A 24065-nucleotide genomic window follows, 5' to 3' on the forward strand; every position below is an offset into this window, starting at 1 on the left:
CGGCGTCCGGCACCGAGAGCGACGGCCGCGCCGACACCCACGACGCCAACCGCCCGGCCTGCTGCACCAGCGCCTCGCGGCTCTTCGCCGAGAGCACCCATGGCACCACCGGCGAGCCCACGACCTCGTCAGAAGCCGGTTCGACCGGATCCCCCTGCTCAAGGATCACGTGGGCGTTGGTGCCGCTCACCCCGAACGACGAGACGGCGGCGCGGCGCGGATGATCCAGAACGTCCCACGACCGGGCCTCGGTCAGCAGCTCAACAGCACCGGCAGACCAGTCCACGTGCGGCGACGGCTCGTCCACATGCAAGGTCCGGGGCATGAGCCCGTGCCGCATGGCCATCACCATCTTGATGACCCCGGCCACGCCGGCGGCGGCCTGCGTGTGACCGATGTTGGACTTCAGCGACCCCAGCCACAACGGCCGATCCCGCTCCTGGCCATACGTCGCGATCAACGCCTGCGCCTCGATCGGGTCACCCAAGCTGGTCCCGGTCCCGTGCGCCTCGACCACGTCCACCTCAGCGGCCGACACCCCGGCATTGGCCAGCGCCTGCCGGATCACCCGCTGCTGGGAAGGCCCGTTCGGCGCCGCGAGGCCGTTGCTCGCCCCGTCCTGGTTGATCGCCGAGCCCTTGATGACCCCCAGCACCTGGTGCCCGTTGCGACGGGCGTCCGACAGCCGCTCCACCAGCAGCACGCCGACACCCTCACTCCACCCCGTGCCGTCGGCCGAGGCCGAGAACGCCTTGCACCGCCCGTCCGCCGACAGGCCCCGCTGCCGGGAGAACTCCACGAACGTGCCGGGCGACGCCATCACCATCGCGCCGCCCGCCAGGGCCATGTCGCACTCGCCCGTCCGGAGGGCCTGCGCGGCCAGGTGCAGCGCCACCAGCGACGACGAGCACGCCGTGTCCACGGTCACCGCCGGGCCCTCGAACCCGAACGTGTACGACACCCGCCCGGACGCCACGCTGGCCAGCTGGCCGGTGAGGAGGTATCCCTCGACCGCGTCGGAGCCCTCGGAGCGCCGTGGCCCGTACTCCATCGGCGCGATGCCGGTGAAGACCCCGGTCTGGCTGCCGTGCAGCGTGGCCGGGTCGATGTTGGCGTGTTCGAAGACCTCCCACGAGGCCTCCAGGAGCAGCCGCTGCTGCGGGTCCATGCCCAGGGCCTCGCGCGGCGAGATGCCGAAGAAGGCCGCGTCGAAGTCGGCGGCGTCGTACAGGAAGCCGCCCTGCCGGGTGTAGGAGGTGCCCCGATTGCCGGGGTCGGGGTCGAACAGCCGGTCCAGGTCCCAGCCGCGGTCGGTGGGGAACTCGCCCACCGCGTCCCGGCCCTGCGCGACCAGCTCCCACAGGTCGTCCGGCGACAGCACGCCGCCGGGGAAGCGGCAGGCCATGCCCACGATCGCGATCGGCTCGTCGTGCCCGGCCGACCGCACCGCGGTGGCGGGCGTGGCGGAGCCGCCGAGCAGTTCGGTACGCAGGTGGTCGGTCAGCGCCTTGGGCGACGGGTAGTCGAACAGCAGCGAGCTGGGCAGTTGCAGCCCGGTGGCGGCGTTGAGCCGGTTCCTGAGCTCGACCGCGGTGAGCGAGTCGAACCCGGCGTCCTTGAACGCTCCGGTGGCGCTGATGACGTTCGGCGTCACGTGCCCGAGCACGAGGGCGGCCTGGCCGCGTACCAGGTCGAGCAGGGTGCGTTCCTGCTCGTCCGGGCTCAGCCCGCGCAGGGACTGCGCCAGCGATGCCTCGCCGGAAGCGGAGCCGGAGCCGCCGGCCGCGCGGCGCTCGACGGGCTTGCGCAGCATCCCGCGCAGCATGGCCGGTACGGGGTCCGCGACCTTGGCCAGGCTCAGCCGGGCGGGCAGCGTCGTCACGGCGCCACCCGCGAGAGCGGAGTCGAAGAGCTCCAGCGCCTCGTCGCGCGGCAGCGGGGCGACGCCGAGCCGGGCCCAGCGCGCCAGGTCGGCCGTGGCGAGCGTGCCCGCCATGCCGCCGAATTCGGAGGAGTTGTCCCACAGGCCCCAGTCCAGGGCCGTGGCGGGCAGGCCGAGCGAGTGGCGGTGGCGGGCGAGGGCGTCGAGGAAGGCGTTGGCGGCGGCGTAGTTGGCCTGGCCGGCGCTGCCGAGCGTGGCCGCGCACGACGAGAACAGCACGAACGCCGACAGTTCGCGCTCGCGGGTCAGCTCGTGCAGGAGCCAGGCGGTCTCGGCCTTGGTCCGCCACACGGTGTCGAGCCGCGCGGGGGTCAGCGCCGGGACGACGCCGTCGTCGAGCACGCCGGCGATGTGCACGACGCCGGTGAGGTCGCGGCAGGAGTCGATGAGCCCGGCCAGCGCTTCGCGGTCGGTGACGTCGCAGGCGACCAGCTCGGCGTGCGCGCCGAGCTCGGCCAGCTCGGCCGCGATCGCGACGGCCCCGGCCGAGTGCGGGTCGCGGGTGACGAGGACGAGGTTCCGCACGCCGTGCCGGGTGGCGAGGTGCCGGGTGACCGTGCGTCCCAGCGCGCCGGTGCCGCCGGTGACCAGCACGGTCCCCTCGGGATCCCAGGACCGGTCCGCCGCCGGCCGGCCGCGCCGCGCCAGCCTCGGGACGTAGATCTTGCCGGACCTGATCGCCAGCTGGGGTTCGTCGTAGGCGAGGGCGGCGGCGACGGCGTCCTCGGCGCTGCCGTCGTCGTCGAGCAGCACGAACCGGTCCGGGTACTCCGTCTGCGCCGATCGGACCAGGCCCCACACGGCTGCGCCGGCCAGGTCGGGCACCTCGTCGGTCGCTCCCCTGGTGACGATCACCAGCCGGGCCGACGCGGGCCGCTCGCCGTCGAGCCAGTCCTGGACGGCGGAGAGCACGCGGAGCACGGCCGCGCGCGCCCGGCCCGGGCCGTCCCCTTCGTCCTCTTCGTGCCAGGGCAGGAGCACGTCGCCGGGCGCGATGGTGGCATCGCCCGTGGCGGGTACGGGCATCCAGTCCACCTCGAACAGCCCGACGTGCTCGGTGGGCAGGTCCACGGGACCGCGTGCCTCCAGCCAGAACCGCTGACGTTGGAAGGCGTAGGTGGGCAGGTCGACGTGGAGCGCGGGGGCGGGCCCGAAGTAGGCGTTCCAGTCGATGGTGACGCCGCAGGCGTGGAGCTGTCCGAGGGCCTGGACGAAGGTGTCGATCTCGTCGCGGTCCTTGCGTACGGCGGGGACGAAGACGCCGTCCGAGAGCATCTGCTGGGCCAGCCCGGTGAGGACGCCGTCAGGCCCCACCTCCAGGAAGAGCGCGGCGTCCGCGGCGGCGATGCCGTCCGCGAAACGGACGGGCCGCCGTACGTGGTCGACCCAGTAGCGAGGGCTGGTGAGCAGGCCGGGCTCGGCGAGCCCGCCGGTGACGTTGGAGATCACCGGGATCGTGGGCTCGTGGTAGGTCAGCCCCGCGATGGCCTCCTCGAAGGGCGTCAGCATCGGCTCCATCAGCGGTGAGTGCGCGGCCTGGGAGATCCGCAGCCGGCGCTTGCGTGCCGTGACGTTCCCCGCGATCTCCTCGATGGCGGCCTCCGCGCCGGAGATGACCACCGAGGTCGGGGTGTTGACGGCCGCGATGGCGACCCGGTCCTCGTACCCGTCGAGCAGCGGCAGGACGTCGGCCTCGGACGCGGCGATGGCGAGCATCGCGCCGCCCGGAGGCAGCATGTGCATGAGCCGGGCCCGCACGGCGATCAGGGTGCAGGCGTCGGCGAGGGAGAACACCCCGGCCACGTGGGCGGCGGCGATCTCGCCGACGGAGTGCCCGACCACCACGTCCGCCCGTACGCCGAGGGATTCGAGCAGCCGGTACAGGGCGACCTCGAAGGCGAACAGCGCCGGCTGGGTCATCCCGGTCTCGTTGAGCACCCCGTCGGGGTCGCTGAACATCACCTCGCGCAGCGGGTGCGGCAGGTGGGGGTCCAGCAGCGCGCAGATCTCCTCCAGCGCCTCGTCGAAGACGGGGAAGGCGGCGGCCAGCTCGCGGCCCATGCCGAGCCGCTGGCTGCCCTGCCCGGTGAACAGCAGGGCGAGCCGGCCCGCGGGTCCGCTGCCGGTCAGCACGCCGGGCGCGGCGGGGCCGCCGGCCAGTGCCCGCAGGCCGGCCAGCAGGTCGTCACGCTCGCGGCCGACGATCACCGCGCGGTGTTCGAGCACGGACCGCTCGGCGGCCAGCGCGGCGCCGGCGGCGGCGACGGGGATCTCGGGCGTCGCCTCGGAAGCCCAGGACGCGAGCCGCTCGGCCTGCCCGGCCAGCGCCTCGGGCGTCCTCGCCGAGATGAGCCAGGGGACGGCGGGGAGGTTCGCGTCGTCGCGGGGGGCCGGGACGGCCGGGTCGCCCTGCTCGATGATGACGTGGGCGTTGGTGCCGCTGATGCCGAAGGAGGAGACGGCGGCGCGGCGCGGGCGGTCCCGGAGCTCCCACGGCCGGGCCTCGGTGAGTAGTTCGACGGCACCCGCGGACCAGTCCACGTGCGGGGACGGCTCGTCCGCGTGCAGGGTCTGAGGCAGCACCTCGTGGCGCATGGCCATGACCATCTTGATCACGCCACCCACACCGGCGGCGGCCTGGGAGTGGCCGATGTTCGACTTCAGCGAGCCCAGCCACAGCGGCTGGTCCCGCTCCTGGCCGTAGGTCGCGAGAAGCGCCTGGGCCTCGATCGGGTCGCCGAGCACGGTGCCGGTGCCGTGCGCCTCGACCGCGTCCACGTCCCCGGCCGACAGTCCGGCGTTGGCCAGGGCCTGGCGGATCACCCGCTGCTGCGAGGGGCCGTTCGGGGCGGTCAGGCCGTTGCTGGCGCCGTCCTGGTTGATCGCCGAGCCCTTGATGACGGCCAGCACCTTGTGCCCGTTGCGCCGGGCGTCCGACAGGCGCTCCACCAGCAGCATGCCGACACCCTCGGCCCAGCCGGTGCCGTCGGCCGAGGCCGAGAACGCCTTGCAGCGCCCGTCCGGCGACAGCCCGCGCTGCCGCGAGAACTCCACGAACATGCCGGGGGACGCCATCACGGTCGCGCCACCGGCCAGCGCCAGGTCGCACTCCCCCGACCGCAGCGACTGCGCGGCCAGGTGCAGGGCCACCAGCGACGACGAACAGGCCGTGTCCACCGTCACCGCCGGGCCCTCGAACCCGAACGAGAACGCGACCCGGCCGGAGATCACGCTGGCGGAGGTGCCGGTCAGCACGTAGCCCTCCGCAGCGCCGGTAGCCTCGTGCAGGCGCGGGCCGTAGTCCTGGGCCATCGCGCCCGCGAACACGCCGGTACGGCTGCCGCGCAGCCCGGCCGGATCCACACCGGCCCGCTCGATCGCCTCCCACGACGCCTCCAGCAGCAACCGCTGCTGCGGATCCATCGCCAACGCCTCACGCGGCGAAATCCCGAAAAATCCGGGATCGAACTCCCCCGCGTCATACAGGAAGCCGCCGTGCCGCGCATACGACGTCCCACGGCTGTCCGGATCCGGGTCGTACAAGGCCGCCAGATCCCAGCCGCGATCGACGGGGAACTCCCCGATGGCGTCCGTACCGGAGATCACCAGGTTCCACAGGTCGTCCGGGGAGCGCACCCCGCCGGGGAAGCGGCAGGCCATGCCCACGATCGCGATCGGCTCGTCCGCCACCGAGGCGGCGGTCACCACGGCCTGGGCGGCCTGCCCGCCCGTCAGCTCCGCGCGCAGGAACGCGGCCAGCGCCTGCGGCGAGGGGTAGTCGAACAGCAGCGAGCTGGGCAGTTGGAGCCCGGTGGCGGCGTTGAGCCGGTTCCTGAGCTCGACGGCGCTGAAGGAGTCGAAGCCGAGCGCCTTGAAGGCGGTGGCGGTGTCCACGGTCGCGGCGTTGGCATGGCCGAGGACGAGCGCGATGCAGGTCCGTACGAGCTCCAGGAGCAGTTGCTCCTGCTCCGGCCCCGGCAGGCCGTGCAGCCGGTCGGCGAGCGGCTGCGTCCCGTCGCCGGTGGCCGCCGGCTCCGGGGGCGCGGGTGGGGGCGGCGCCGCGCCGTCCGGCTCGGGAAGCCAGTGGTACGTGCGCTGGAAGGCGTAGGTGGGCAGCGGGACGCGCCGCGCGCCTGGGTAGAGGGCGTCCCAGGCGGGCGCCGTGCCGCGTACCTGCAGCTCGGCCAGGGCAAGGGCGGCGCTGTGGCATTCGCCCCGGTTGTCCCGCAGCGTGGCGACGAACCGGGTGCCGGGGTCGGCGGGCAGGCAGTGCTGGCCCATGGCGGCCAGCACCGAGCCGGGGCCGACCTCGACGAACGTGGTCACGCCCGTGTCGGCCAGCGCGCGGATGCCGTCGCTGAAGCGCACGGCCTCGCGGACGTGCCACACCCAGTGGCCGGGCGAGCACAGGTCCTCGCCGGACGCGACGGCCCCGGTGAGGTTGGAGACGATCGGGATGGCCGGCTCGCGGTAGGTGAGCGACTCGGCCACCTGCCGGAACTCCGCGAGCATCGGGTCCATCAGCGGCGAGTGGAAGGCGTGGCTCACGCGCAGCCGGCGGGTCTTGCGGCCGCGGGCGCGGAACGCCTCGGCGATCTCCGTGACGCGCTCCTCCGCGCCGGAGACGACGACGGAGTCGGGGCCGTTGATCGCGGCGATGCTGACCGAGTCGTCGAGATGGGGGCGGAGCTCCGCCTCGGTGGCCTGGACGGCGATCATCGCGCCGCCGGCGGGCAGGGCCTGCATCAGCCTGCCGCGCGCCGCGACCAGGGTGCAGGCATCGGCCAGGGACAGCACACCGGCGATGTGCGCGGCCGAGATCTCGCCGATGGAGTGGCCGATCAGCCGGTCGGGGCGGATGCCCCAGTGCTCGTACAGGCGGGTGAGCGCGACCTCGAAGGCGAAGAGCGCGGGCTGGGTCATCCCGGTCTCGTCCAACACCCCGTCGGGATCGTCGAACATCACCTCGAGCAGCGGCCTGGCGAGCTCGCCGTCGAAGCAGGCGGCGATCTCGTCGAGGGCCCGCGTGAAGGCGGGGTACGCGGCGTAGAGCTCGCGGCCCATGCCCGGGCGCTGGCTGCCCTGGCCCGAGTAGAGGAAGGCGACGTCTCCGTCGCTCGGCCGACCGGTCACGATCTCGGCGGCGGCCTCTCCCCTGGCGAGCCGGTCGAGCGCGGCGGCCAGTCCGGACGGCTCGTCGACGACGATCGCGGCGCGGCGGTCGAAGGCCGTACGCGTCGTGGCCAGCGAGTAGGCCATGTCCACGGCGTCGGACACGGCGTCGGACACGGCTTCGGCTTCGGCGTGGCCGGCGGCGGCGGACACGGCGTCGGCGGGCTCGGCGAGCAGGTGGTCGCGCAGCCGGCCCGCCTGGGCGCGGAGCGCGGCCTCGCTCTGCCCGGCCAGCGGCAGGATCACCGGCCCGGCGGGACCGGGCGCCGGTCGCGGCGTCTCCTGAGGGTGCTCGGCGAGCACCACGTGGCAGTTGGCGCCCCCCATGCCGAACGAGCTGACGCCGGCGACCAGCGGTTCGCCGGCGCGCGGCCAGGCGGACAGCGCGGTGTTGACGCGCAGGTTCAGCTCGTCGAAGGGGATCAGCGGGCTGGGCGTCTCGAAGTTGAGTGATGCCGGCAGCTCGCGGTGCCGGATGGCCAGCACGGTCTTGAGCAGGCCGACGATTCCGGCGGCACCTTCCAGGTGGCCGATGTTGGTCTTGGCCGAGCCGACGAGCAGCGGCGTGCCCGCGTCCTTGGTGGTGCCGATGGCGGCGCCGAGAGCACGTGCCTCGATGGGGTCGCCGACCCGGGTTCCGGTGCCGTGCAGCTCGACGTACTGGACGTCGGCCGCCGGCACGCCGGCCCGCTCGCAGGCCAGCCGGATGACCTCTTCCTGGGCGTCCTGGTCGGGGACGGTGAGCCCGTCGCCGCCGCCGTCGTTGTTCACGGCGCTGCCGGCGATCACGCAGTGGACGTGGTCGCCGTCGGCGAGCGCGCGGGCCAGCGGCTTGAGCACGACGATGCCGCCGCCCTCGCCGCGGACGTAGCCGTTGGCGCGGGCGTCGAAGGTGAAGCACCTGCCGTCGGGCGACAGGGCGCCGAACCGGAGCGCGGCGAGCGTGCTGTCGGGGGTCAGGTTGAGGTTCACGCCGCCGACGATGGCCAGGCCCGACTCGCCGCTGCGCAGGCTCTCGCAGGCCAGGTGCACGGCGGTGAGCGAGGCCGACTGGGCGGAGTCCACGGTCATGCTGGGGCCGTTCAGCCCGAGCGTGTACGAGATCCGGTTGGCGAGCAGCGCCCGGCTGATGCCCGTGAGGCTGTGCCGGGTCAGCGCCGCGCGGCCGGTGCCCTGCAGCAACTGGGCGTAGTCGCCGGCCATGGCGCCGATGAAGACGCTGGTGCCGGTGCCCCGCAGGCTGTCCGGGACGATGCCGGCGTCTTCGAGCGCCTCCCAGCTCAGCTCCATGAGCAGCCGCTGCTGGGGGTCCATCATCGCGGCCTCGTTCGGCGAGATCCCGAAGAACTCGGCGTCGAACTCGGCTATGCCGGTGAGGAAGCCGCCGCGGAGCGATTCGGTCTCCGGGGAGTTCCACCGGCCGCTGGGAACGTCGGTGACGGCGTCGCCCCCGTCGCGCAGCAGCCGCCAGAAGGAGTCCGGGTCCGGGGCCTGAGGAAGGCGGCAGGAAATGCCGACGATCGCCACCGCGTCGTCGGAAAAACTACGAGAGGAGCGTTCGTAGGACATTGAACCAATCCAGTTTCCGACGGAGCGAGCAGAGGGCAGGGAAACGCTCTTGGGCCATCAGCTGATGACGTCGTACTTGCCGAATCCGGTGCCGACGGTGACCGGCTCACGGAAGAGGTCGAGCGGGTCCTCGGGCCTGAACTTCCCGGAGTGCACATACGCCTCGAGCGTTCCGTCGGGGCGCAGGCCCAGCAGGTCGGGCCGGCCGTCCAGGTCGATGTCGGTGAGCGTCACGAGGCGCATGTCCTGCCAGCCGTGGGCGACGGTGTACCAGGTGCCCTCGGTGGTCGCGGCGGCCGGGGTGCCGGGCGGGGCCGCGAACTCGTACAGGTCGAGGTCGCCGTTCGCGCGGCGGACCAGCAGGTCCAGGTTGCCGTTGCCGGTGAAGTCGGCCATGGCGACGGGAAGGTCGTCGACGCCGACCTCGGTGAGCCGCACCGGATCCTTGTCGTAGGTGTCGTTCCGCACGACCCCCAGGTCGCGGTGGGGGAAGACGTCCACGTTGCCGGCATCCTTGCCCTTGCCGAACGTGTCGTCGGGGCCGGTGCCGGTCACGTCGGCGAACCCGATCGTCTCCCATTCCCGGCCGTCGTCGCGCTTGCCGGACACGCGGATCGGCTCGGCGAACGGGCCGATCTCGCCGGGGCCGCCCAGGTTGCGCAGCAGGAAGAAGCCGTGCTCGCCGTTCTCGCCGGGGTTGATGCCGTACTCGCTGGCGCTGAACGCGCAGATGTCGGCGTGCCCATCGCCGGTCGCGTCGACGGCGCGGACGAAGAAGAACCGCCACCAGCCGAAGCCGTCACCGATCTTCACGGGATCGCCGTAGGTTTCGGTCCCGTTGAACTCGCCGCTGTGCGGATGGACGAACAATTCGCCGGTTTCCGTGTTGCGCACCAACAGGTCCGGCCGCCCGTCGCCGCGGAAGGAACGGCACTGGCCGTTCGCGAAACTCGACGCCATTGTTGAACGCCCCTCCCCGCCAGAATTTCCCGGTCAAGCGTCATCAGTATTCGCGAGTCGGGATAAGGCGGGTAACCCCTAGCGCCCATTAAAGAGGCCGCTCAAGCCCCACTTCGGGGCCGGACGGCACGCCGAATTCCCGGCGCGCGTGACGCGCGCCGGGAGCGGGGGAACATCTCAGGTGTCGCGCGAGCGGAACAGCGCGAACGCCACGAACAGCAGGACCGCGGTGAACGCGGCCATCACGCCGAGCCCGGACCACGGGAGCATCCGATCCGGCAGCTGCACAGTGGTGGTGATCTGGAGGCCCGCCGAGATCGGCCAGTACGTCGTCACCCAGTCACCGACCGCGTCGGGCAGCAGCCTGGGCGTGATGACGGGGATGATGAAGTTGATCGCCACCACCACGGTCGTGGCGCTCATCGTGGCCCGCAGCAGGCCGCCGACCGCCACGCCGACCAGGCCGACCAGCGCCCAGATCAGGCCCATGCCGACGATGGCGCGCAGCACGCCCGGCTGGCCGAGCGAGGCGGTGGGCGCGCCGGCCGCCCCGATCACCCGCTGCCCGAGGAAGTACGCGCCGAAGCCCGCCACCAGGCCCATCAGCAGGGCGATCAGCCCGAACGTGGCCACCTTGGCGGCCAGCAGCCGGCCGCGCCGCGGGACCACGGTCACGCTGGTGCGGATCAGGCCGGTGGCGTACTCGTGGGTGACCACGAGCACGCCCAGCGCGCCCACGGTGATCTGGGCGAACAGGAACCCGCCGTACATGCTGATGTAGGTGGGGTCGAACATCGCCCGGCCGGTCGCGGAGGCCGCCAGGTAGCCCTCGGCCGCGCCGTTGGCGGTGGCCGCGCCCAGGCCGACCATGAGCGCCACGGCGGTGAGGATCGTGGGGATGTTGGACGGTATCGTGCGGAACTTGGTCCACTCGGAGCGGATCGTGTCCGCGATGGCCACGCTCATGCCACACTCGCCTGGAACTCGATGCTGTCACGGGTCAGATCCATGTAGGCCTGCTCCAGGGAGCGCTGCGGCGTCAGCTCCGTCAGCACCACCCCGGCGGCCAGCGCCGCCTTGCCGATCTCCCTGGGCTCCAGCCCGGTGACGATGAGGGCGCCGTCGGCGCCCGGGTGGACGGTGGCGCCGGCCTCGGTCAGGAGCGGGACGAGCAGCTCGTGCTCCTCGGCCCGCACCAGCACGTTGGAGCCCTGCCGGACGAACTCGCTGATGCCGATGTCCGCGATCAGCTTTCCCCTGCCGATCACGATGAGATGGTCGGCGGTCTGCGCCATCTCGCTCATCAGGTGGCTGGAGACCAGCACGGTACGGCCTTCCGCGGCCAGCCCCCGCATCAGCTCGCGGATCCACTTGATGCCCTCGGGGTCGAGGCCGTTGACGGGCTCGTCGAATAACAGCACCTTCGGGTCGCCCAGCAGCGCCACCGCGATGCCGAGCCGCTGCCCCATGCCCAGCGAGAAGCCGCCGGCGCGCTTGCCCGCCACCGACTCCAGCCCGACCAGGCGCAGGACCTCGTCCACCCGACGGGCGGGGATGGCGTTGGTCTGGGCGATGCAGAGCAGGTGGTTGCGGGCCGTGCGCCTGGGGTGCACGGCGCGGGCGTCCAGCAGGGCGCCCACCTCGCGCATCGGCCGGGGCAGGCCCGCGTAGGCGCGCCCGTTGACCGTCACGCTTCCCCCGTCGAGGCGGTCGAGGCCGAGAATGGCCCTCATCGTGGTGGATTTGCCCGCGCCGTTGGGGCCGAGAAATCCGGTGACCCGCCCGGGGTGGACGCCGAACGTCAATCCGTCGACCGCGGTTTTATTGCCGTAGCGTTTCGTCAAGCCGGTTATTTCAATCATTTCCAGCCCCTCCAGAGACCGGTCGTTTCCAAGATCTTCTCATCGGGACTGTCTATATGGTGCCCTTTCCGACAACGGAATCGCCAGCGCATTTAGCATGGGCCGGAACTTGAGCCGGGTCTCCTCCAGCTCGGCCTCCGGGTCGGAGCCCGCCACGATGCCGCATCCGGCGTACAGGGTCGCGGTCTCGTCCTGCACGTGCGCCGAGCGGATCGCCACCGCGAACTCGCCCTCCTGCTCGTCGTTCATCCACCCGACGGGGCCCGCGTACCAGCCGCGGTCGAAGGGCTCGGCGTCGCGCACCCACTCGAGCGCGGCCTGGCGCGGATGGCCGCCGACGGCGGGTGACGGGTGCAGCCGCTCCACCAGGTCGAGGACGCTGGCGGTCTCCGGGTCGGCGATCTCGCCGACGATGCGGGTGTGCAGGTGCCGCAGGTTCGGCAGGTCGAGCACGTGCGGCTCGTCCGGCACCGTGACCGTCCGGCACACCTGGTCGAACGCGTGGCGCAGCGTCGCGGTGACGATCCGCTGCTCGCGCCGGCTCTTGTCGTCCTGCAGCAGGGCGGCGCGCAGGCACGCGTCCTCGGCGGGCGTCGCGCCGCGCGGCATGGACGCCGCCAGGCTCATCGACTCGGCCCGCCCACCGCGCAGGCCGACCAGCCGCTCCGGGGTGGCGCCCACGAAGGCGTGCCCGTACGCGGCCACGGCGAAGACGGTGCTCCCCGGTTGCGTGTCGCGCAGGGAGCCCAGCACGGAGGCCAGGTCGTACCCCCACGGGGAGGTGATCCGCAGCTGGCGGGCCAGCACGGCCTTGTCGAACCTGCCGCGGGCGATCTGCTCGGTGGTGTGCGCGACCAGCGCCTTCCACTCCGACGCGGAGGGGACCTCGATCATGGTCGTGCCCGGGAGCAGCGGGCTGGGGCAGGGACGGATCCCGCCGGACGAGATCAGGGCGAAGGCGTCCGCGACCGTGCGCGCGGGCCCGTCCGTCGTGGTGGGCCGGGGGTCGACGCTGACGCTGAGCGCGAGCGAGGTCGTGCCGTCGGGGTCCCGCGAGATCAGCACCCTGGGCACCCACATCAGCGCCTCGGGCAGCGGCCCGGGGCGCGGCGCGAAGGCGAACCCGCCGACCAGCGACGGCATGGCGCGCGGCCCCGGCCCGCCGGAGACCGCGGTCCCGGCCGCCCGTTCCCAGCCTCGCCGGATGCCGGCGAACCTGTCGTGACCGGTGTGCGTGAAGTCCGTCGCGCTGCCCATCGCTATGACGCTGGCGTGCGGCGACATCCAGACGAAGGTCCGCGTGGACCGCTCGAACAGCGGTCTCAGCAGCCCGACCGGGTCCACGGGCGGGATCTCCTGGCGCCAGGTCGCCAGCGCCGGGCAGGCGTTGTTGCGCGCCTCGATGGTGGCCTTGGCGTGCACTTCCAGGAAGCCGGGCAAGTCGATGTCTGCGACGTGCATCGGGTACATCCTCTGCGAGCGTGGGTTAGCTGAACATCCCGGCGAGCGCCTTCTTGCTGACCTTGCCGAGCGGGGTGACCGGGAGCTCCTGGACGATCTCCAGGCGGTCGGGGAACTTGAAGGCCGCCACCCCGCGCTCTCGCAGGAACGCGGTCAGGTCGCCGAGCGCCGGCGGCGTGCCGCGGGGCACGACGCACGCGCACGCCCGCTCGCCGAGCACCTCGTCGGGCAGGCCCACCAGGGCGACCTCCCTGACGCCCGGGTGCGCGAGCAGGTGGTTCTCCACCTCCTCGGCCGCGATCTTCTCGGCGCCCCGGTTGATCTGGTCCTTGACCCTGCCCTCGAAGACGACGTGCCCGGCCGGCAGCAGCCGTACGAGGTCGCCGGTCCGGTAGTAGCCGTCGGCGGTGAACGTCCTGGCGTTGTGCTCGGGCGCCCGGTAGTAGCCGCGTACCGTGTACGGGCCGCGCGCCAGGAGCTGCCCCACCTCGCCCGGCGCGACGTCGCGGTCGTCCTCGTCGACGACCCGCACCTCGTCATCCGGGGAGACGGGGAGCCCCTGGCTGACCAGGACCACGTCCTCCGGGTCGTCCCACCGGTGGAACCCGCACAATCCCTCGGCCATGCCGAAGGCCTGCTGGAGCCGGCAGCCGAGCGCGGGCTGGACCCGGCGGGCCAGCTCGTTCTGGAGCTTCGACCCGCCGATCGTGACGCGGCGCAGGCTGGACAGGTCGTACTCGTCCCACTCGGCGGCCTCCATCCACAGCAGGGCCGCGCCGGGGATCAGGCCGGTCTCGGTCACCCCTTCCCGCTCGATGAGCGGGAAGGTCTCGTCCGGGCTGGGGACGGGCGCCAGCACGAGCGTGCCGGCGGCGTGGAAGGTGGCCAGCAGCCCGTGGGTCAGCGGCCAGTTGTGGCACAGCGGCAGGCTCACCAGGTGGACGGTCTCCTCGCCGTAGTCGCACGCCTCGGCGACCGCGCGCCCGCTGTAGGCCCACTCCTGGTGCGCGCGGGGCACGAGCTTGGGCACGCCGGTCGTACCGCCCGACAGCAGGAAGAGCGCCACGCCGGCGGGGTCGGGCCGGGGCAGGCCGGTCGCCCCGGCGTCCGCGTAGTCCAGCCGGGTGAAGCCGCCCGGGTCGCCCGCGACGAGCACGTGCTTGAGCGTGGGCACCCGCGCGGCCACGTCGGCGGCCAGGTCCCGGTAGTCGAACCCGGCGTGCACGTCCGGGATGACGTACGCGGCCGCCTCCGTGAACTCGCAGAAGTACGTGATCTCGCTGCCGCGGTGGGCCGGCAGCGCCATGACCGGCAGAGCGCCGATCCTGAACAGGGCGAACAGCAGCGCGACGAGCTCCGGGACGTTGGGGAGCTGCACGACGACCCGGTCCCCCGGGCCGATGCCGATCTCGCGCAGCCGCGCCGCCATGCGGTCGGCCCGGCTGTCCAGCTCGGCGTAGCTCCACCGGTGGTCGCCTGCCACGAGTGCGAGCTTGTCCGGGTGGGAGCGCGCCCGCGCGCCGAGGATCTCGCCCAACGTCTCGTCGCGCCAGTGACCGGCCGAGCGGTAGCGCTCGGCGAACTCCTCCGGCCAGGGCGTGCAGCCATCCAGCATGGGTGCGTCCTTTCTCAGGTGGGGTCCGCGAGGGGTGGGGCCGCGAGGGTGGGTACGCGAGCTCAGCTCACGGCCTCCGCGAGCAGGTGCTCGGCCAGCTCGGCGGGGGTCGGGTAGTCGTAGATCGCGTCGGCCGCCACCTCGATGCCGGTCAGCTCGACGAGCCTGTTGCGCAGCTCCACCGCGGCCATCGAGGAGAAGCCCAGCTCGAAGAACTCCGCGTCCCGCTCCACCGCGTCGGGCAGCGGCAGCTGCAGGATCGCGGCGGCCTGGCCGCGTACCACGTCGAGCACGATGCCGTGGTGCTCGTCGGCCGGGCTGTCGGACAGCAGGCGGCGGAAGGCGGCGATGCCGTCCACCACGTCGTCCGGACCGTCCTGCCGGGCCGCCGCCTGCGGGATCTCCCCCAGCAGCCGGGCGGGCCCGGCCGCGGCGAGCGCGGCCCAGTCCGGGTCGGCGACGACGAGCGCCCTGTCCCCCTGGCGCAGGGCCTGGCGGACGGCGGAGACCGCGTCCGCGGGCTCCTTGAGGCCCGCCGCGACGGCCAGCGCGGGCTGCCCGGACGCGAGCCGCTCGTCGGCGAGCGCGGTGAAGTACTCGTACGTGCCGGCGCCGTCCCCGCCCCAGGCCGCGTGCGCCGGGGCCAGCATGAGGAAGACGGGCACGTCCGCGGCGCGGGCGGGCTTGTCGAGCGCGTACGCCGCCTCGGCGGTCGTGCAGACGACGGCGGTCACCCGGCCCGCGGGCAGCCGCCCGCCGACGGCCCGGACCACCACGCCCGGCTCGCTTTCGAGCTCGGCGTGCGGCTGGGTCAGGACGACCTCGTCCGCGCCGTTGCGCGCGGCCCATCTGGCCAGCTCGGCGGCGGTCTCGTCGAGCGGACCCGCCACCAGGACCGTGCCGCCGGGACGCCATTCGCGGCCGGCCGGGGCGCCGCGCGGCGGTGCCGGGCGCAGCCTGCGGGCGAAGGCCCCGCCGGAGCGCACCGCCACCTCGTTCTCGCCGGTCCGCCCGGACATCACCCCGCACAGCCGGCGCATGACCTGCTCGTCCAACCGGTCCGGAAGGTCGATCAGCCCGCCGCGCCCCTGACCGGCCGTGGCCCGCAGGTCGCCCCAGTCGCGGGCGGCCTGCGGCCCGGCCAGCGGGTCGGACGGCGCCACCTGGATCGCTCCCCGCGTGAGGAACCAGACCGGCGCCGATCCCGCCGGAAGGTCCGGAGCGGTCGCGCCTTCCGGCAGCAGGCACACGACGCCCGCCACGCCGCCGTCGGAGTCCGGCATCGCGGACAGCCGTACGGTGTCCGCGCCGTGCGCCGCGAGCCCGGCCACCAGCGCCTGGCCCGATGCGGTGCCGACCGGCGTCCCGTCCGGGCCGGCGCCGTCGGGCGCGACCACCAGCCAGGTGCCGCGGAGCGCGGGTGCGGGCAGATCCGTCAGGGGCTGCCAGCCGAGCTGGTAGCGCACGTCCGCGTGGTCGGCGCCGTCCTGGCCGCGCAATCTGGCCAGCGCGGGCAGCAGCTCGTCGAGCGTCGCCCCGCCCCGCAGGCCGAGCACCGCGAGCAGGCCGTCGCGGTCGCCCCGGGCGACGGCGTCCCACAACTCCCGGTCGGGCCCCGCGGCATCCTCGTGCCGGGGCGCGTCCGGCCAGTAGCGCTGCCGCTGGAAGGGATAGGTCGGCAGTGGTACGGGCGTGCCCGTGCCGATCACCGCGCCCCAGTCGACGCCGACGCCGTTCGCGTGCCCCCGGGCCAGGGCCTCGACCAGCGTGGTGGCCTCGGCCCGGTCGCGGCGCAGCACCGGCGCGGCGACGCCGCTCCAGCCGTCCAGGCAGTCCTCGACCATGGCCGACAGCACGGCGTCCGGACCGAGCTCCAGGAACGTGGACACGCCCTGGTCCCGCAGGGTCCGCACGCCGTCGCAGAAGCGCACGGCCTGCCGCAGGTGGCGGGCCCAGTACTCGGGCGAGGTCAGCTCGTCGGCGGTGGCGAGCTCGCCGGTGACGTTGGAGACGATGGGGATGGCCGGCGGCCGGAAGGCCAGCCCCCGCGCCACGCTCACGAACTCCTCCAGCGCGGGCTCCATCAGCGGCGAGTGGAACGCGTGGCTGACGGTCAGCCGCTTCGTCTTGCAGCCGCGCCGGGCCAGCCGTTCGGCCAGCTCCAGCACGCTCGTCTCGTCGCCGGACAGGACCAGTGACGCCGGTCCGTTGAGCGAGGCGATGCCGACGCGCTCCTCGTACCCGGCGAGCAGCGGCAGGACCTCCTCCTCGGTGGCGCCGCGCACCGAGACCATCGCGCCGCCGGGCGGCAGCGCCTGCATGAGCCTGCCCCTGGCGGCGACGAGCGTCACCGCGTCATCCAGCGACAGCACGTCGGCGACGTGCGCGGCGGCGATCTCGCCGATGGAGTGGCCGGCCAGGTAGTCGGGCCGCACGCCCCACGCCTCCAGGACCCGGAACAGGGCGACCTCGACGGCGAACAGCGCCGCCTGGGTGTACCGCGTCTGCTTGAGCAGCTCGGCGTCGCCGGCGATGACCTCGCGCAGCGGCCGGTCGAGGTGCCGGTCGAACCTGGCGCAGACCGCGTCGAAGGCCTCGGCGTACTCGGGGTAGGCCGCGTACAGCTCCTCCCCCATGGCCGGGCGCTGGCTGCCCTGGCCGGTGAAGAGGTACGCCGTCCTGCCGCGGGCCGCCGATCCGGTGATCACGTTGTCCGCCGCGGTCCCTTCGATCGCCGCCTCCAGCCCGGCGGCGAGCTCGTCACGGGTGGCGCCCAGGACGACCAGCCGCCGCTTGAACGAGGACCGCGTGGTGGCGAGCGACCAGGCCAGGTCCGCCGCCGGGCGGGCGGGCCGGGCCGCCAGGTGCTCGCGCAGCCGGCGGGCCTGGGCCTTCAGCGCGTCCTGCGTCTTGGCCGACAGCACCCAGGGGATCACCGGCCGCCCGGTCTCCGCAGGCGGCGCGGCGGGCTCCTCCTGGACCTGCTCCACGATGACGTGCGCGTTGGTGCCGCTGATGCCGAAGGACGAGACGCCCGCGCGGCGCGGCCTGCCGGTCTCCGGCCACGGGGTGGCCTCGGTGAGCAGCCTGACGGCGCCGGCGTCCCACGCGACGTGCGTCGTCGGCTCGTCCACGTGCAGGGTCTTCGGCAGCACGCCGTGCCGCATGGCCATCACCATCTTGATGACGCCCGCCACTCCGGCCGCGGCCTGGGTGTGGCCGAGGTTCGACTTCACCGAGCCCAGGTAGAGCGGCCGGTCCTGCGGCCGGTCCTGGCCGTAGGTGGCGACGATGGCCTGCGCCTCGATCGGGTCGCCGAGGGTGGTGCCGGTGCCGTGGCCCTCGACGGCGTCGACGTCGGCGGCGCCCAGCCCCGCGTCGGCCAGCGTCTGCTCGATGAGCCGCTGCTGGGAAGGGCCGTTGGGCGCGGTGAGCCCGTAGCTGGCGCCGTCCTGGTTGATCGCGCTGCCGCGGACGACGGCCAGGATGGGGTGGCCGTTGCGGCGCGCGTCGGAGAGCCGCTCGACGAGCAGCATGCCCACGCCTTCCGCCCAGCCGGTGCCGTCGGCGGCCGCGGCGAACGACTTGCAGCGGCCGTTGGAGGCCAGGCCGCGCTGGCGGCTGAAGTCGACGAACACGGAGGGGGTGGACAGCACGGTGACGCCGCCGGCCAGGGCCAGCGAGCACTCGCCGCGCCGCAGCGCCTGGATCGCCATGTGCAGCGCCACCAGCGAGGAGGAGCAGGCGGTGTCGAGGGTGACCGACGGGCCCTCGAACCCGAAGGTGTACGACACCCGCCCGGAGGCGACGCCGGCCGAGATGCCGGTGCCGACCAGGCCCTCGAGGTCGCTCGCCGGTTGCTGCAGGTGCATCCCGTAGTCGTGGTACATCAGGCCGACGTACACGCCGGTCTTGCTGCCGCGCAGCCCGGCCGGGTCGATGCCGGCGTGCTCCAGCGCCTCCCACGAGCTCTCCAGCAGCAGGCGCTGCTGGGGGTCCATGGCCACGGCCTCCCTGGGCGAGATGCTGAAGAACGCCGGGTCGAACGCGGTGGCGTCGTAGACGAAGCCGCCCTCGCGGGCGTACGTGGTGCCGGGGTGCTCGGGGTCCGGGTGGTAGAGCTCGTCCAGGTTCCAGTTGCGGTCGGAGGGGAACATCGACATCGCGTCGCCGCCCTCGGCCACCAGGTTCCACAGCTCGTCGGGGTTGGTGACGCCGCCGGGGAGCCGGCAGCTCATGCCGACGATGACGATCGGCTCCTCCTCACCGGCCCGGGTCGTGGCGGAGACGGCCGTCTGGGGGCCGTCGAGCAGGCGGCCCCGGAGATACTGGACCAGCTGGACGGGTGTCGGGTAGTCGAAGATCAGCGTGGCGGGCAGCCGCAGCCCGGTGGCCGCGTTCATCCTGTTGCGGAACTCGACGGCGGTCAGCGAGTCGAACCCGGCCTCGTTGAACGGGCGGTCCTGCTCCACGGCGCCGGCGTCGCGGTAGCCGAGCACGGTCGCCACCTGGCCGAGCACCAGGTCGAGCAGCACCCTGGCGTGCTCGGCCTCGGGCATGCGGGCCAGGCGCTCGCGCAGCTCCGACGCGGCGGCCGGGTCGTTGCCCACCACCCGCCGCTTGGAGGTGGGGACGAGCTCCTGAAGGATCGTGGGCAGCGCCCCGAACTGGGCCGCCATCCGCAGCGCGGCGAACTCCAGCCGGATCGGCACCAGCGCCGCCCGGTCCGCGGCGCAGGCCGCGTCCAGCAGCGCGAGCCCGTCGGCGGTGGACAGCGGCGCGACCCCGGTGCGGGCCAGCCGCGCCCGGTCGGTCTCGCTGAGGGTGCCGGTCAGCCCGCTGTCCTGCTCCCACAGGCCCCAGGCCAGGGACAGGGCGGGCAGGCCGAGCCGCCCGCGCCACTGCGCGAGGGCGTCCACGAACGCGTTGGCGGCGGCGTAGTTGCCCTGGCCGGGGCCGCCGAAGACGCCGGCGGCCGACGAGAACAGCACGAACGCGGTCAGCGGCAGGTCCTTGGTCAGCTCGTGCAGGTTCAGGACGGCGTCGGCCTTGGCCCGCAGCACGCTGTCGATCCGCTCGGGCGTCAGCGCGGCCAGGACGCCGTCGTCCAGCGCGCCGGCCGTGTGGACGACGCCGGTGAGCGGGTGCTCGTCCGGGATGGCGGCCAGCACGTCCGCCAGCGCCTGCCGGTCGGCGGCGTCGCAGGCGGTGACGGTCACGTCCGCGCCCAGCCCGGTCAGCTCGGTCATCAGGTCGGCCGCGCCGTCGGCGTTGGGGCCGCGCCGGCTGATCAGCACCAGCCGCCGGACCCCGTGCTCGGTCACCAGGTGACGGGCGACGATCCCGCCCAGGGTGCCGGTGCCGCCGGTGATCAGCACGGTCCCGTCGGGGGTCCACGTGCCGTGGCCGGCGGGTTCCGCGGCGCGGTGCCGGGCCAGCCGCGGGACCAGGGCCTCGCCTTCGACCAGCGCGAGCTGGGGTTCGCCCGCGGCGAGGGCGGCGGGGACCGCCTGCCAGGACGCGTCCGTGCCGTCCACGTCGAGGAGGACGAACCGGCCAGGGTTCTCCGACTGGGCCGATCGGATCAGCCCCCATACGGCGGCGCCCGGCAGGTCGTCGCCGGTGGCCCCCTGGGTGAGGACGACCAGGGGCACGTCGGCGTACCGCTCCTGTTCGAGCCAGGACTGGGCGGCGGCCAGCACCTCGCCGGTCGCGGCGCGGGCGCCGGCGGCCGGGTCGTCGCCCGCGTACGGGGTGCAGACCAGGATCGCCAGGTCCGGCACGGGACCGTCCGGGTCGAGGGCGTCCACCGGCAGGCCGAGCCGGGAGGGGTCACCGCCCGCGAGCGCGTATCGGATGCCGTCCCGGGCGGGGGCGGGCTGCGCGGGCACCCATTCGAGGGCGAACAGCGCGTCCCGCAGCGGGTCCGCGGCGGCCTTGAGGTCGGCGGCGGCCATCGCGCGCACGACCAGCGAGTCCACGGAGGCGACGGGCGCGCCGGTGGCGTCGGCCACCTCGATGCGGACCGCGTTCGCTCCCGCGGGCGCCAGCCGGACCCGTAACGTGGCCGCGCCGGTGGCGGCCAGCCGCACGCCGGTCCAGGCGAAGGGCAGGACGGGCCCGGCGCCGTCCTGGGCGGGGAAGAAGTCGCCCACGGCGAGCGGCTGGATGGCCGCGTCGAGCAGCGCCGGGTGCAGCCCGAATCCGGCCAGGTCCGCGGTGGCCTCCTCGGGCAGGGCGACCTCGGCGAACAGCTCCCGGTCGCGCCGCCAGACGGCCCGCAGGCCGCGGAAGGCCGCGCCGTAGCCGACGCCGATGCCCGCGAGCAGCTCGTAGACGTCGTCGGCGCCGACGGCGGTCGCGCCCGCGGGCGGCCACGACGGCTCGCCGAACGCCACGGCGCCGGTGTCCTTGGCGAGGAAGCCGGTGGCGTGCCTGGTCCAGGGCTCGTCGTCGAGCCGGGCGTGAATGGTCAGCGCCCGCCGGCCGTCCTCGTCGGGCGCCCCCACGGCCACCTGCACCTGGACGCCGCCGCGCTCGGGCAGGATCAGCGGGGCCTGCAGGGTCAGCTCTTCGAGCAGGTCGCAGCCGGCCTCGTCACCGGCCCTGACGGCCAGCTCCACGAACGCCGTGCCGGGCAGCAGCACCTGGCCGTTGACCTGGTGGTCGGCCAGCCACGGGTGGGTCTTCAGCGAGAGCCTGCCGGTCAGCAGCACACCTTCGCCGTCCGCGAGCGACACCGCCGCCGCCAGCAACGGGTGCCCGGCGGGGCCCATGCCGACCTGGGTGAGGTCGCCGCTGGACTGGACGGTCTTGGGCCAGTACGGCTCGCGCTCGAAGGCGTAGGTGGGCAGTTCGACCCGGTTCGGGCGGGCGGGCTCGTACACACCGGCCCAGTCGATCTCCGCGCCGCGTACCCACAGCTCGGCGGCACTGGTCCACAGCCTGCGCAGGCCGCCGTCGTCGCGGCGCAGCGTGCCGCAGGCCACCACGTCCTCGACCGTCTCCTGCACCGCCATCGTCAACACCGGGTGAGCACTGACCTCAACGAACACGCCATGCCCCTGCTCGGCCAGCGCCCGCACCGACGGCTCCAGCCACACCGTCCGCCGCAAGTTCTCGTACCAGTACGCGGCGTCCACCTCGGTCCCGCTCAGCCAGCACTGCCGAACGGTCGAGTACCACGGCACCTCGCCCGTTTGCGGGGTCACCGGGGCCAGCAACCTCGCCAGCTCATCTTCGATCGCTTCAACATGGGCCGAATGCGAGGCGTAGTCCACCTCGATCCGCCGCGCCCGCACTCCCCGGGCCTCATAGTCGGCAATCAGTTCCTCAATGGCATCCGCGTCACCTGACACCACCGTCGAGGCAGGCCCGTTCACCGCCGCGATCGAGATCCGGTCACCTGAGATCACTTCTGAAGCCGGTAGCGGGATCGACGCCATACCACCCCGACCAGCCAGTGCCACGATCGCCTGGCTCCGCAACGCGACCACCCGGGCGCCGTCCTCAAGCGACAGCGCACCCGCCACGACTGCGGCGGCGATCTCACCCTGGGAATGGCCCACCACGGCGGCCGGTGACACTCCGAGCGAGCGCCACACCTCGGCCAGGGACACCATCACGGCCCACAGCACCGGCTGCACCACATCGACCCGGTCCAGACCCTCCCCGCTACGCAACACCTCTGTGAGGGACCAGTCCACGAACTCCGACAGCGCCGCCTCACACTCCGCCATCCGCGCCGCGAACACCGGCGAATCGTCCAGCAACTCGACGCCCATACCGAGCCACTGCGACCCCTGACCAGGAAAGACGAACACCGTCTTGCCGCACGGCCCGGCCACACCCCGCACCGCGCCCTCGTCCAGACCGGCCAGCAGCTCCTCCCGGTCCGCACCGATCACCACCGCACGGTGGTCGAACGCCGAGCGGCCGAGCAACGACCAGCCGACGTCCACCGCGCCCAGCTCGGGATGCGACCGGGTCCACAAGGCCAGCCGTCCGGCCTGGCGCTCCAGCGCCTCGCCCGTCCTGGCCGAGAGCGTCCACGGCACGACGGGCAGCTCCCCGCCGGGCTCCGCCGGGGTCTCGGCGGGCGCCTCCTCCAGCACCACGTGCGCGTTCGTGCCGCTCATGCCGAACGACGACACGCCGGCCCGGCGCGGCTCGCCGCCCGCGGGCCAGGGGCGAGCCTCGGTCAGCAGCTCCACCGCGCCCGCCGACCAGTCGATGTGCGGCGAGCGCTCCTCGGCGTGCAGCGTCGCGGGCAGGACGCCGTTGCGCATCGCCATGACCATCTTGATGACGCCCGCCGCGCCGGCGGCCGCCTGGGCGTGGCCGATGTTCGACTTGATCGACCCCAGCCACACCGGCTGGTCCCGCTCCTGGCCATAGGTCGCGAGCAGCGCCTGGGCCTCGATCGGATCCCCCAGCGGGGTCCCCGTGCCGTGCGCCTCGACCGCGTCGACCTGGACGGGCGCGAGCCTGGCGTCGGCGAGCGCCTGGCGGATCACCCGCTGCTGGGAAGGGCCGTTCGGCGCCGTCAGGCCATTGCTGGCGCCGTCCTGGTTGACCGCCGAGCCGCGGACGACCGCCAGCACCGGGTGGCCGTTGCGGCGGGCGTCCGACAGCCGCTCCACCAGGAGGATGCCGACTCCCTCGGCGAGCCCCATGCCGTCCGCCTCGGCGGAGAACGCCTTGGAGCGGCCGTCCCTGGCCAGCCCGCGTACCCGGCTGAAGCCGATGAAGGTGCCCGGCGTGGACAGGACGGTCACGGCCCCGGCCAGCGCCAGCGAGCAGTCCCCGTTGCGCAGCGCCCGTACCGCGAGGTGCAACGCCACCAGGGACGAGGAGCAGGCCGTGTCGATCGTGACGGCCGGTCCCTCCAGGCCCAGCGTGTAGGAGACGCGGCCCGACACCACGCTCGGGGCGACGCCGGTCATCAGATAGCCCTGCAGCTCCGGCGGCGCCTGCATCATCATCGTGAGGAATTCGGGGCTGTTGGCGCCCACGAACACGCCGGTCCGGCTGCCGCGCAGCGCGTCCGGGTCGATGCCGGCCCGCTCGATCGCCTCCCACGAGGTCTCGAGCAGCAGCCGCTGCTGCGGGTCCATGGCCACGGCCTCGCGCGGCGAGACGCCGAAGAACGCGGCGTCGAAGGCGGTGGCGTCCCGCATGAAGCCGCCGTCCCGGACGTACGAGGTGCCGACCGCGTCGGGATCGGGGTTGTACATCGACTCCAGGTCCCAGCCGCGGTCGTCCGGCATCCCGGCGATGGCATCGGTACGGCCGGACACGACCCGCCACAGGTCCTCGGGGCTCGCGATGTCGCCGGGGTAGCGGCAGCCGATGCCGATGATGGCGATGGGCTCGTGGTCCTTGTCCTCGGCCGCCTGCAGCCGCTTCTTGCTGTCGTGGAGCTCGGTCGTCACGCGCTTGAGGTATTCGACGAGCTGCTCTTCTGTCGCCATGTGTGCTGCCT

At 73.7% G+C, this 24065-nt stretch carries 7 protein-coding genes (1 of these 7 cut by a window edge); all 7 read right to left on the bottom strand.

Going from position 1 to position 24065, the window contains the following annotated elements:
* A protein-coding gene (locus tag ACWEPL_RS20915; protein ID WP_452437172.1) for an SDR family NAD(P)-dependent oxidoreductase crosses the window boundary here: on the bottom strand, window positions 1-8683 show its 5' end (the start). 18740 nt of this gene lie to the left of the window's left edge; 8683 of the gene's 27423 nt are visible here — the first part of the coding sequence; the start codon lies at window positions 8681-8683; its stop codon lies off the left edge, out of view.
* 57 nt (window positions 8684-8740) lie between these two features.
* Complete coding sequence (locus ACWEPL_RS20920; RefSeq protein ID WP_452437173.1) at window positions 8741-9643, bottom strand: FG-GAP repeat domain-containing protein; 903 nt, start codon at window positions 9641-9643, stop codon at window positions 8741-8743.
* Window positions 9644-9820: 177 nt separating this feature from the next.
* Complete coding sequence (locus tag ACWEPL_RS20925) at window positions 9821-10609, bottom strand: hypothetical protein (protein ID WP_350742342.1); 789 nt, start codon at window positions 10607-10609, stop codon at window positions 9821-9823.
* Entirely contained in the window at window positions 10606-11505 is a 900-nt protein-coding gene (locus ACWEPL_RS20930) for an ABC transporter ATP-binding protein (protein ID WP_363979381.1), read from the bottom strand. The genes ACWEPL_RS20925 and ACWEPL_RS20930 overlap by 4 nt, the downstream gene beginning before the upstream one ends.
* 39 nt (window positions 11506-11544) lie before the next feature.
* The gene (locus ACWEPL_RS20935) at window positions 11545-12966 is read right to left on the bottom strand and encodes an isochorismate synthase (protein WP_350742338.1); all 1422 of its coding nucleotides are present in this window, start codon (window positions 12964-12966) and stop codon (window positions 11545-11547) included.
* Window positions 12967-12991: 25 nt separating this feature from the next.
* Window positions 12992-14581 (bottom strand): (2,3-dihydroxybenzoyl)adenylate synthase, encoded by a 1590-nt coding sequence (locus tag ACWEPL_RS20940; RefSeq protein WP_449910904.1) that lies wholly within the window; start codon window positions 14579-14581, stop codon window positions 12992-12994.
* A 62-nt stretch (window positions 14582-14643) separates the two neighbouring features.
* Entirely contained in the window at window positions 14644-24054 is a 9411-nt protein-coding gene (locus tag ACWEPL_RS20945) for a type I polyketide synthase (RefSeq protein ID WP_452437174.1), read from the bottom strand.
* Window positions 24055-24065 lie beyond the last annotated feature (11 nt).

The sequence above is a fragment of the Nonomuraea sp. NPDC004186 genome, from assembly GCF_053603495.1.